The sequence below is a fragment of the Acinetobacter sp. H1(2024) genome (genome assembly GCF_046557555.1).
Classification (GTDB): domain Bacteria; phylum Pseudomonadota; class Gammaproteobacteria; order Pseudomonadales; family Moraxellaceae; genus Acinetobacter; species Acinetobacter seifertii.
The window spans coordinates 225,807-237,801 of the sequence record NZ_JBKGFO010000001.1; the positions used below are offsets into that span (position 1 = coordinate 225,807).

At 35.1% G+C, this 11,995-nt stretch carries 11 protein-coding genes; 9 read left to right on the forward strand and 2 right to left on the reverse strand.

The window, feature by feature from the left end; genetic code table 11:
* Positions 1–72 precede the first annotated feature (72 nt).
* The 3 genes from ACLCEG_RS01095 (at position 73) to ACLCEG_RS01105 (ending at position 3,644) form a co-directional block, all read left to right on the forward strand.
* Positions 73–705, forward strand: a complete 633-nt coding sequence (locus ACLCEG_RS01095) for a TetR/AcrR family transcriptional regulator (protein ID WP_410565132.1) — start codon at positions 73–75, stop codon at positions 703–705.
* A gap of 324 nt (positions 706–1,029) precedes the next feature.
* Positions 1,030–1,509, forward strand: a complete 480-nt coding sequence (locus tag ACLCEG_RS01100) for a toll/interleukin-1 receptor domain-containing protein (RefSeq protein ID WP_191011657.1) — start codon at positions 1,030–1,032, stop codon at positions 1,507–1,509.
* A gap of 14 nt (positions 1,510–1,523) precedes the next feature.
* Positions 1,524–3,644 carry a toll/interleukin-1 receptor domain-containing protein gene (locus tag ACLCEG_RS01105; RefSeq protein WP_191011656.1) on the forward strand — a complete coding sequence of 707 codons (2,121 nt, stop codon included), beginning with the start codon at positions 1,524–1,526 and terminating at the stop codon, positions 3,642–3,644.
* 120 nt (positions 3,645–3,764) lie between these two features.
* Here the strand turns inward: ACLCEG_RS01105 and ACLCEG_RS01110 are convergent, their stop codons facing one another.
* On the reverse strand, positions 3,765–5,312 hold the full coding sequence (locus tag ACLCEG_RS01110) for a tyrosinase family protein (protein ID WP_191011655.1): 1,548 nt from the start codon (positions 5,310–5,312) through the stop codon (positions 3,765–3,767).
* A 639-nt stretch (positions 5,313–5,951) separates the two neighbouring features.
* Here ACLCEG_RS01110 and ACLCEG_RS01115 point away from each other — a divergent pair.
* From ACLCEG_RS01115 to ACLCEG_RS01130, 4 genes are read left to right on the forward strand one after another with little or no spacing between them, the layout of a single operon-like run.
* Positions 5,952–6,971, forward strand: a complete 1,020-nt coding sequence (locus ACLCEG_RS01115; RefSeq protein WP_410565137.1) for an ABC transporter substrate-binding protein — start codon at positions 5,952–5,954, stop codon at positions 6,969–6,971.
* Positions 6,972–6,973: 2 nt separating this feature from the next.
* The gene (locus ACLCEG_RS01120) at positions 6,974–7,984 is read left to right on the forward strand and encodes a FecCD family ABC transporter permease (RefSeq protein ID WP_410565140.1); all 1,011 of its coding nucleotides are present in this window, start codon (positions 6,974–6,976) and stop codon (positions 7,982–7,984) included.
* On the forward strand, positions 7,981–8,745 hold the full coding sequence (locus ACLCEG_RS01125; RefSeq protein ID WP_077166264.1) for an ABC transporter ATP-binding protein: 765 nt from the start codon (positions 7,981–7,983) through the stop codon (positions 8,743–8,745). The genes ACLCEG_RS01120 and ACLCEG_RS01125 overlap by 4 nt, the downstream gene beginning before the upstream one ends.
* Before the next feature lie 2 nt (positions 8,746–8,747).
* Positions 8,748–9,236 (forward strand): GNAT family N-acetyltransferase, encoded by a 489-nt coding sequence (locus ACLCEG_RS01130; protein ID WP_410565143.1) that lies wholly within the window; start codon positions 8,748–8,750, stop codon positions 9,234–9,236.
* On the opposite strand, the gene ACLCEG_RS01135 is transcribed toward ACLCEG_RS01130, so the two are convergent.
* Complete coding sequence (locus ACLCEG_RS01135; protein WP_410565146.1) at positions 9,231–10,019, reverse strand: AraC family transcriptional regulator; 789 nt, start codon at positions 10,017–10,019, stop codon at positions 9,231–9,233. The two genes, ACLCEG_RS01130 and ACLCEG_RS01135, sit on opposite strands and share 6 nt — an antisense overlap.
* A gap of 98 nt (positions 10,020–10,117) precedes the next feature.
* Between ACLCEG_RS01135 and ACLCEG_RS01140 the strand changes: the two genes are divergently transcribed.
* Both ACLCEG_RS01140 and ACLCEG_RS01145 read left to right on the forward strand, forming a co-directional pair.
* A complete protein-coding gene (locus ACLCEG_RS01140) occupies positions 10,118–10,927 on the forward strand; it encodes a sulfite exporter TauE/SafE family protein (RefSeq protein ID WP_410565148.1) in 810 nt (269 codons plus the stop codon).
* Positions 10,928–11,109: 182 nt separating this feature from the next.
* Positions 11,110–11,994, forward strand: coding sequence for a phosphoribosyltransferase family protein (locus ACLCEG_RS01145; RefSeq protein WP_410565150.1), 885 nt, complete (start codon positions 11,110–11,112; stop codon positions 11,992–11,994).
* Position 11,995: the final 1 nt, after the last annotated feature.

The window sequence follows — 11,995 nt, forward strand, 5'->3', positions numbered from 1 at the left end:
TCAATTCTCGATTTTGAACTTTTCGATGAGTTACACTAATCACGAAATTTCTAAATATATTTGCAGGTTCGTATGTCAGATTGCATTAAAGCCAATGAGAAAGATCAAAAAATTCTAGACGCAGCAACCAAGTTTTTTCTGATCCACGGTTTTAGTGGCACGACGACAGACATGATTCAAAAAGAAGCTGGTGTTTCAAAAGCCACCATGTATGGTTGTTTTAAAAATAAAGAAGCGATGTTCGCTGCAGTCATTGAACGCCAATGCGCCAACATGCAAAAACAAATTATTTTAGTTGAGACGCAAGCTAAAAATTTACGTTCAGCTTTAACCGAGATGGGTAAAACTTATCTCTGCTTTATATTGTCACATTCAGGTTTGGCTTTTTTTAGGGTTTGTATTGCTGAAGCAGTCAGATTCCCAGAATTATCTGAAAAATTCTTTGAACTTGGGCCACAAAAACTGGCAAATATTATTGCGGGTTATCTTGAAAAATCGGTCAAACAAGGAGAAATTGAGTTAAGTTCTTCTTCTGAAGCTGCTGCAAATATCTTTTTATCGCTTTTACGAAGTGATGCTCATTTAAAATGTCTGACCCATCCTGATTATTTAATATCTGAGAGTGAAATTGGTATTTGGGTTGAATATGTAGTCGATTTATTTTTAAAGAATATCAATTATCAAGAAAATAAACGGTCTATATAAAAATGATAAAACGAAGGCCGCGAGAAGCGGCCTTTTCCATGTGTCTTTAAGACCACGATACTATGCATAGAAGGTGCCAATTTGTCACAGTCATCAATGATGTTAATACTGATATCGATATTGTTAGGATTATGGTGAAAACTTTAACGGTCTTATTATTCATTCATCTAAATATGAATGATACTATCAATATTTTATAGAAATCTTTGTAACAGTTCTGAACTTAAACTACAATCGTATATTATTTTTTTATCAATATCAACTTGATATGAGTTTTGTTTTATATATAATAGAAAAATCATAATTTCTAAATTTTATTTAAACATGACAGAAAAAACTAAAATTTTCATTAGTTATAGCCACAAAAATGAAAATCATTTTTTAGCATTAATGGCCCATCTTAACGCTATTGCAAAGTATAATAATTTAGAAATTTTTACAGATCAAATAGTTGATATTGGCCAAGATTTAGATGAAACAATCCAAAATAATTTAAAAAATGCTCATATGGTTGTTTGTATTGTGAGTACTGACTATCTAAATTCTGATTATTGTGTAAGAAAAGAATTAGAAATAGCTGTTGAGAAGCAAGTTATTGATAATACTAAAATTTTCCCAATAATTGCTGAAGAGTGTATCTGGAAACGAACATATTTTGGTAACATAAAATGTGCACCAAAGGATGGCGTGCCAGTTAGTAAATATGAGAATATAGAGTCAACCTATTTAACAATAGTTGATCAACTTATGAATCAAATTGAAAGAAATAGAGAAGTTGAGGCTGAAAAAAAAAAGAGAGCTTAATTCCAGTTCTACCGATGCAATCTGATAAATTTCATAGGTATATTAATGACTTAGGGATAAACATAAAACATCCTGAGAAAGATTTAATACTTTTAAATGATGTTTTTGTATATCCCGATATGGAACATATAAGTAGTAATACTACAATAAATTATAAGCATATTTCTTCTGAAGATATCATTAATAAATTCAATTATGCATACTTTATTGGATCTGATAAATCAGGAAAAACTGCTTTATTAAAAAAATACTGTAGTGACTTAGTAGAATTAGGTTATCAAGTAGTTATATTGAAAGCTGATGAGATAAAACATTATAGTGCTGAGCAATTAGTGAAAGCTTGTGCTAATAAGTTTGGTATTAATTATGATTATGAAAATAATAAATTTGCGCTATTAATTGATGATTTTCAAAATATTAAAATTAGTGAAAAATATGAATCTTCATTTTTGGAATCTATAACGAATTATTTTAGTAAAATATATTTTTTTGTAGATAAACAGCATTTTTTTGGTGATAGATCAAAGCATCTAAATGTAAAATTTGAAATTTTTGAAATAAAAAATTTAGGTCATCTTAAAAGAAATGAGCTATATAGTAAATGGTATAGTATAGGTGTTGAATCTTTATATACTCAGAATGATTCAGAGTTTCTAAAGAAGATAGATAATCTAACTAATCATTTTGATTTATTATTAAGAAAAAACGTCATGGATGCTAAACCCATGTATATATTAACTATTATTCAAACTTTGGATAATATTAATTTATCAAGGGATTTTTCTTTAACTTCGTATGGTCATTGTTATAACACTTTAATTTTAAGCTTATTGCAGAAAGTACGTGTAAATCATAATGATTTTGATAGTATCCTAAACTTTTTATCTTTTTTAGCATATGAGATGTTTAAAAGGAAAATAAAAAGTATTTCTGAAGCTGATTTTGATGGATTGGTAGAAAATTATCATAAAGAGTATGTACTCTCATTAGATATAAAAAGTATATTGATGGACTCAAATATTCTTTATGTAGATGATAATTTGGAGCTTATTTTTTCTCAAAAATATATTTATTATTTTTCATGTTCAAAGTATATTGCAATTAATCAAAGTAACTTGTCTGCTTTAGTAAAAGAATTATGTGAAACAATTCACACTGAAGAGAGTGCAAATATATTAATATTTTTAGTGCATCATTCTAACTCTACAGATTTTTTAGACTATATTCTAGAATATAGTTCAAATTTATTAATTGACTTTAATCCACATTATTTAACTTTAGACCAAAATAAAATATTAAATGAAAAGTTTAGAAAAATTTTATCTAAAGAGATTAAACAAATCCGCCTCGAAAATAAAAATGTTTATGAAGAAAGAAATAAAAACTTAGCTTTACGTGATCAGAATGGTGATTCTGATACTATCTTAGATTCAGCCGTAAATTCTTTTGAGGATTCAAAAGATGAATTAAAGGAAAATTTAGAACAGAATGTTGAATTAAAGCAAATGAATGATTCAAGTACAATATTCAGATGTTTAGAGGTTTTAGGTCAGATTGCTAAAAATAAGCATGGTTCTTTTAATAGGAATCGATTAGAAGGTTTATTGAATTCAAGCTATGGATTAGGTTTAAAATCTTTATCATTCTTTTTAGATGTTTTAATGAGGTCAGATAATGATCTTAAAGAATTTATGATATCTATTATTCAAGAGAAAAGTAAAACTTCTGAAGAGGAGGCTCTTTCGATTGCTGAAAAAATGACTTTTGAAATGTGTAAATCAGTTTGTAGATATCTTATTAACTTTATTGCTAAGGCTACTGCTTCTCCACAGTTAGAGGTTATTGTTAATGAATTGTTGTCAAGAAATAATAATCCTGCATATCAATTAATATATATTCAAACTCAATTACAGTTGGGACGTATTCCTAAAAATGAAATTAAAATTTTATATGAGCAAGAAAATGAAAAAAATATGATTGTGACTAATCTTCTTCAAAATATGGTTTTAAATTATATTTATATGAATAAAATTCAATTTTCAGAAAAAAAATGGATTAGTTCCGTATTACAGATCCCTATGAATAATCAATATAATAGAACACCTGAAAGTTCTATTATACAAACAGTACTTTAGAGCAGTTTAAAAAATACAAGTAGGTAATTACTAGATTACTATTAAATTGGTTGAATAGTCTTTATATAGTTTGTTTAGTATAAATTAGAGGCCTGAAAAATCAGGCCTCTCCCTTAATTATTATTTTGAAGTTTCTAAGCGAACTTGAGAAATGCTCAGTCCTTGAGAACTTACCTTTTGCTTCACTGGGTTAAGGGTTAAATCGGTAGCAACAAACTGAACCTCTAAGTCTTCAGCAGGTACGCCTAATTGATTAACTTGATCGCTGACTTGATAGACCAATTGACCCATAGCACCATTGCTCGCATGACCGCCGTGGCTATGATCTAACACACCGAAATAGTTAATTGTGGCAACATAAATTTTTTGGTCAGGTTTATTTTTAGGAGATAAATAAATCTTATATGTCAGATTTGGATTACCCACCATTTGTACATTATCTAAGATTAAATAAGTTTGTCCTGATGAAAGTGTGGTTTGAGAAAGTTGACTAGCACTTTTTAAGAAGGTTGTGGTTTGAGGTGCTAAAGCTACTTTTTGACTTACACCCATCAGTTGAATGGTTTTATTGCTGCTGACTGGTTTATGCGCTTTTTTAAATAGATTTACTTTTCCTGCTTGACTACCCATAACTGGTGCTTGAACTTTACATGCGTTTTCATTGGTATAACGCACCGGAATTTTACCAGGGGTAAATACATCAGCAATGGTCATGGTGACTTTATTACCGTTTTCGTCTGCAAAGGTGTATCGAGTGTTATACCAGCTATCTGGCATACCTAAGTTTTTCTTTGCCCACTCAAGTGTAATGGGTTGTCCATTGGCTTTTTTATTTAGCCAACATTGCCACAAGCGGTCGATATTGGCATGGTGCATATAAAATACAGGGTCTAAACCTGCAATTGGTACAAATCCCATATCTGGCAGCACACAGTTTTTACCTACCGCGCAGTGCATTACACCATGAGGCTGAGACTGTAACTGATTGGAAAATGATGTGAAGTCATTCCATTTAAATGCTTGGGCAGCGCTGGCATCGTCTGGATCTATAGCGCTGATATTCTCATTTAAACCTGGTGTACGGAACTGGTCATATAAACTACCTGCTTGTTTACCTCGAACCAATTGAGGCAGCGCTAGTCCTTTCCCATTAGCCGCTTTTTCTTGGTAATAGTCCCAATAAGGAAGAGAGTAATCTTGTCCAACATACTTACGCACTGTTCGCTCGTAAAAATAAAGCATCATACGGTGCCAAGGTAAGAAGTTTAGATTGCCATGTTGGCATGTACCCCAAACTTCATCTGTAAAGCCATCGTTTGGAACTGTAGAATTTTGAATATGTTTATAGTAACTATCACATAAGGCTTGACTATTATCTTGTAAGCAACCTGCCATACGGTTTTTAAGATATGTAGTTTTATCAGTACCATGTGTACCCGTACCAAAATAGCCGTGAGTATTTGCCCAATAATTAAAACTTGTACGAAACTCCGGAGATAATGGATTTGCATTATTATTTGCTCGCATTTTTTCCAGACCTTTTTGCAGTGCGCTTACTTTAGCTGGGTCTTTTGCAAACTCCGTGGCACTCATTCGTAGTGAGTCGGCATGTGTTGCTAAGCTCATGCCACATAAAAGAGTGCCTAATATATAATAATTTCTTTTCATGGTTTAAAATCCTTGTCGTGTTTAATATTCTTATAGTTAGTAAGTTATTTGTAGTATGAGAAATTTCCAAATAATTGGATAATTCTTGTACATTAATCTAGCACATAAAATAGTCATTATTAAAGATTTATCTTTAATATTAACTTTAGATTAATTTACTTTTTAAAGCTGTAATTTTTTAGAAAAACTTAATTTTATTATTTTAACTAAGATTTTGTTTATTATTAATTATTTATTTAATTGATAAAATTAAAATGAGAAAATAACTATATTTTTGAGTATTGTGTTTTGTTTTTTAAATTTTTATGTTTTTAGTTCTCATTATTTTTAAATATTTTACTCAATTAGATTTTAAAATAACTGGTATTAGTTAACTCATTATTAGAGAAGTGTGAAAGCCCATAAATTTTTTTCTGACTTGAAACAAGTATGACAACCGGTTGATGGGTAAATTTATTTTTTAATTCTGGCATTTTTATTGCTTAATTATTCATATCTTCAATTAAACATTTAATTTGCACCTCATATAAATGATGATTCAAACCGTTTTGCTCTCTTATGGTGTTTTTTTCACATGAAAATTGCACCAAATAAGCACACTTTTTTATTTTGCACCATATTTGTGCATGGAGAGGTGTAATGAGGTTTTGGGCTTCAATACTCACTTTACTCATTCTAGGTGGATGTTCTTCATCTGAACAAAGTAGAAAAACTAAAGAAAACTTAGCAGTTCGTTCGATATGCGTTTTTGATAGTACAAATACAAAAGTGTGTGTAGCCAAGCCAGCGCAAAGAATTGTTTCTCTATTTGAGTCAGGTTTAGATGGTTTATATATGCTAGGGCAAGGTCATAAAGTGATTGGCATACCAGCCGAAGTATACATTCAACCTTTATTATTTAACGCCTATTCAAAAATAGATCAACGCATTGCCAATAAACAGCTTGCAACGCCTTCACAAGGTGCCAATGCAACCAATATTGAAAGTCTTGTGTTGTTGAAACCCGATTTAGTAATTTTGGGGAGCGGGCAGACCCAAACGATCGCATTATTACGACAGTTTGGTATAGCTGTATATGTAATGGAGTCTGGCACTTACCAGCAAGTGAAAGAAGAATTATCTGAAATTGCTGTTCTAAGCGGTGCTCAAAAGCGTGCTCAGGAAATTTTGAGTTTTTCTGATGAAATTATGGCAGAAGTCGCAGCCAAAACAGCACGTCAGTCAAATAAGCAATCGATTTACTATGCGTGGTCAGGTGGGCGAATTTTTTCCACTTCGGGACGGGAGTCAATTACCAATGACTTTATTGAGCTGGCAGGTGCTTACAACATTGTTCAGACCAATGCCAATCAACCCAACGTAAATCCCGAGACTCTCATTGAATGGAATCCTGACAATATTGTGCTTTGGAATACCAACCCAAAACTGATTTATGAACGCAAAGAATTACAAGGCTTAAGTGCGGTACAAAACCGTAAGGTATTTAATTTGAGCCCTGCATTTATTTATAACCCCCATACCATCAAAATCATTATTACGGCGATTTATTTGAACCACAGCATTTACCCTGAACAGTCCGATTTACCAGTAAGTGCTTTACAACAGCGTATTTTAACCAAGTTGTATGGTGAGCACCTTGCCAAAGCGTTGGTGCAATGAATATGCAAAAACTGAAATATTATTGGTTTTACCCGTTACCTTTCATCATGATTTTTATCTCTTTGCTCATTGGGCCTACGCAAACCTTGAGTGCATGGGACTATTTGCGGTGGGGTGTGCAAGCAGTCTTTGGTACGCCATATTTTGATGCTGAACAATTTAGGCTGATGCAAAACATACTAGTCAATGTCAGATTACCCAGAATTTTACTGACATTTATGGTGGGAGCTGCGTTAGCAACAGCGGGTAACGGTTTACAGGCATTGTTTCGTAACCCTTTGGTTGACTCGTATGTACTTGGTATTTCTTCTGGTGCCGCGTTTGGTGCAGCTTTGGCACTTTCTCTAAGTTGGCTTTCACCAAATCTATCAGCCTTTATTTTTGGTGTTTGTGCTGTTGCTTTAACGTATTTATTTGCACATCAAAAACATGAAAGCCAGACGTCTTTAGTGATGGTAATTTTATCCGGCATGATTGTTTCGGGGCTGTTTTTGGCAGGACTTACAGTTATTCAATATTTAAGTGATCCATTTAAATTACAAGCCATTGTGCAATGGACGATGGGCAACTTACATCAGGCGTCTTGGCAAAAGGTTCAATACGCCGTGCTTCCTATTTGTATTGGCCTTGCTGGATTATTTGCAATACGTTGGCGCTTAAACTTAATGGCACTCGGTGCTGAAGAAGCGCAGGCGGTGGGTGTTAATCCGCGTTGGGAGCAGCTTCTTTTAATTGTACTAGTGACTGTATGTACATCAACTTCTGTGGCTGCTGCTGGTATTATTAGTTTATATGGACTCTTTATGCCGCATATTGTGAGAATGTTGGTGGGGCCAGATCACCGCTACAGTATTCCAGCCAACATGGTGTTGGGCGGCAGTTTCCTACTCATGATTGATAACTTTTCTCGGGTTTTACTAACGTTTGAAATACCAATTGGTATTTTTACCATGCTACTTGGTGCGCCATTTTTCTTATTATTAATGAAAACACAGAGGACTCATTGGGCATGATTCAAATTGATCAGTTAAATTATGCCTATGGGCATAAACAGGTTCTCAAAAACATCCATCTGGAGTTTCCTGAAAATCAGTTTTCCGTCATTTTAGGGCGCAATGGCTGTGGAAAATCGACACTTTTTAAATTGATGGCTGGCTTAGAACCAGTAAAAGATGGGTTGATCCGTTACTCTAGAAAACCATTATCGGACTTTAAAGGTAAAGATCGGGCTGCATTACTCGGCTTTTTACCGCAGTTTCATAAAACTGTATTTCCATTTCTGGTTAAAGATGTGGTGATTACGGGACGTGCCGCTTTCAGCAGATATAGGCCTTCAAAGTCAGACTGGGAGCGTGTAGATCAAGCTTTGCTTGATTTAGATATTGAGCATTTACGCGATCGTCCTTATACCGAGTTATCGGGGGGCGAAAGACAATTGGTCATGATTGCCCGTATTTTAGTGCAAGCCCCAAAAGTCATTTTGCTCGATGAGCCAACCAATCATCTCGATGTTTATTACCAGTCTTATTTAATGAAAAAATTGCGTCAGTTGTCGCGGCAAAATTTTACGGTGATTGCAATTATGCATGATCCTAATTTGGCTTTTTTATTTGCAGATCATTTGTTTTTTATGCGCCAACACGAAGTAGTTAAGCCTGAGTCTAAAACACGAATCACCGATCCGAAGTTTTTAAAAAGTGTCTATGATGTTGAGTTCCATGAAGCCATGATTCAAGACAAAACCATTGTTATCCCTGACCATTCTTGGCTATAAATATGACTTTTCACTATCATCTAGCTGACAAATCAGACTATGCATCTGCTGTAGAATTTGCACTTTATACAAGACATTTATTATTCCCAGAAATCTATCATGGGCAAGTTCCCAAAGATTTAAAAAATTTTGGGCAATATTATGTTAATGATCCATTAGGTTGCTTTATTACGGTAAAAAATAAAAACCGTATTATTGGCACTATTGCATATCGGGCGTATGACCATCGTTTTGATTTAAATTTGCCATCTAATACAGTGGAAGTGGTTAAGTTGTTTGTATTACCTGAATACCGTCGTAAGGGCATCGCAACTCAGCTATGTGACATGTTGTTTAGCCATGCAAAAAACAATGAAATTACGACTTTGTATTTGCACACTCATCCATTTTTGCCAGCGGCTGAAAAGTTTTGGCGTCTACAAGGCTTTGATGTCATTAACCGTGAGTGGATCGAGACCTATGACACCATTCACATGAGTAAATCTTTATAGCGCTTTATTATGCGTATGAAATCTTTTTTGAAAATGTGTAGGCGGATAACCCATAATTTTACTGAACATTGCAGTAAATGCTGCCGAGTGCTCATAGCCCAAACTAAAGGCAATTTCAGTAATCGAGATATCTGCTTTTAATGCATTTAAAGCATAGATGATGCAGACTCGATTACGCCAAGCCTGAAATGACATGCCCGTTTCTGACTTAAACCAGCGGTGAAATGTTCGCTCACTTTTATTATGGACATGTGCCCAATCTTTAGGGCTGCTATGAATATCGGGATGCTCCATAAACTCAGCACACTGATTAGATAGTAATGTGTTGTGAGGCAATGGAATAAACAGAGGCAGGGCTGGTGCAGCTTCTAACTCATATAACAATAAATCGATAACAGCGCCGTCACGGCCTGAACGTTGGTAGTCAACAGGCAGTTGATTTGCTTGAATCAGCAACTGATGCATTAGCGGTGAAACTTGCACGACCTCGCAATAGTTTGCCTGTCTTGGGGCATTACTTATTTCTATATACAAACTATAAGTACTGACTTTAGATAGCCATACCTGATGTGGTTTGCCTGCGGGTATCCATACACCACTGTACGGTAACACGAGCCATTGTCCATCTTCAGTTTCAACTTTCATAAGCCCTTCGGGTGCATATAAGAACTGAGCACGGCGATGGCTATGCGTATCTAACAAAGTATCAGCAGGATAGTCCGATCCTAACGCTAAAACCGCTTGCGGTAGATGGTCTACATCGTTAATTGGAATATTACGCATATATTTTTGTCTGAAATAATTAAAAATATGGCTTTTCTACGTTAGTTTGCCATAGGGCTATTTTATATCATGCCTCTATAAATGTGAGGAAGATAACGATGCTATATGAGCTATTTTTATTTGGACTACTTTCAGGCGTTACCACTTGGTTATTTGGCTTTGGCGGCGGTTTTGTTGCTGTGCCTTTGCTTTATACAGTCATTATTCAAAAGTACAGTAGCGAAAGTATGGTTGGGATACATGCCATGCAAATCGCCGTAGCTACATCAGCTTTTGTGATGCTGTGTTCGGCAAGTTTTGCAACTTTTCGACACTATCGGTCCGGACAGATTGATTGGCAAAAAATCCGCTTTTTATGGAGTGGTATCGCATTGGGTGGAGTTGTCGGTGCGGTAATGGCCTCATTGTTTAATGGAAATTGGCTTCGCTGGATATTTATGGGTTATGTATTCATAACCATTCTAGATTGTTATTACCGACCAGGCTTTATGGTGGCATCAAGACAAACGCAAAACTATGGTCAAAACTGTGAACTCATTAAAGGTGGAATTATTGGTTGGGTTGCAGCGCTTTTAGGTGTGGGTGGCAGTGTAATGACAGTTCCGTTATTACGGCGGCGGGGTAGTTCTATGGCAGAGGCTGCGGCTATTGCAAACATTCTCACGCTGCCTTTGTCTTTAACTGCAACGCTGACCTATTGTGTATTGTCACTTTGGCAATCTACATGGGCAGCCAACGGATTTATCGGTCTAATCTGGTTTGAAGCTGCTTTATTCTTGGTTGCTGGAACATGGATTGGACTATATTTTTCAGAAAAATTTATCTCAAAACTACCTGATTTATGGCGGGCAAAGTTATATCCGCTACTTTTAATGCTGGTTTTGTTCGTGATGCTTTTTGTAAATTAATTTTTTATTTCAATTGCTTGAAGAATAATCTCTCTTAAATATCGAATCACCAAATGCTCTAAAACCGTAAATTTTATGCCTTAAATGGTTTTGAAAAAAGTTTGAAAAATAGACTTGAAATATATAGTGGCTTTATGCCACTATATATTCATCGAAGGTCATCAGACAAAAAAGAGGATAATATGGCTATCCAGCTTTTAGATGCGGCAAGAAATGAAATTCCAGTGAAATTCACGCAGTTTTCTGGTGGAGAGCGTCATGTTCAGATTGATGAGACAACCTTAGGTTCACTATCTGGCAAGGTATTGGTGCGTGCGCAAATGATCTCAAGTCACGATGTGATGGACTATTTGTTACTTGAAAATATATTGCTGAATCACGGGCTAACAGTTGACTTAGAAATTCCATATTTTCCATACGCTCGTCAGGACCGTATTTGTGCAGTAGGCCAAGCGTTCTCGCTCGATGTGATGACGAAGCTACTTAACATCAATGCCGACAAAAAAGCGGGTAAACAAGGCAAGGTGACTGTTTGGGACTGCCATAGTGAAGTAACAACAGCATTACTTGCTGCTAATACTTCTTTTAAAGAAGTTGTAAATGTCAGTTCAGTCGACATCATCGCGAAGAGTGAAGTGCTAAGCACATTATTAAAAGATGAAAAAACAGTGCTGGTTTGCCCAGACAAAGGCGCAAAAGCACGCACACAAATGGTTGCAGACGCTTTTAATCTTGAGCGCAAACAACCCATCACTGTTGTTCAGTGTGATAAAAAACGTGACCCTGTAACTGGCAAAATTTTGGGCACACATGTACATGCGACTGATTTATCAGGCCTAACAGCGGTCATTACCGATGACATTTGCGACGGCGGTGCAACCTTTATTGGTATTGCCAAAGAACTCCGTCGTCTCAATTGCCATAAGGTCGTTCTATACGTGACCCACGGTATTTTCAGTAAAGGAATAGAGGTTTTTGATGGATTGCTTGACCAACTATTTACCTCGGACAGCTTTCCACAACAAGAAACAGACAAAATTTCAGTAATTGCTTTTGCAGCAAAATAAA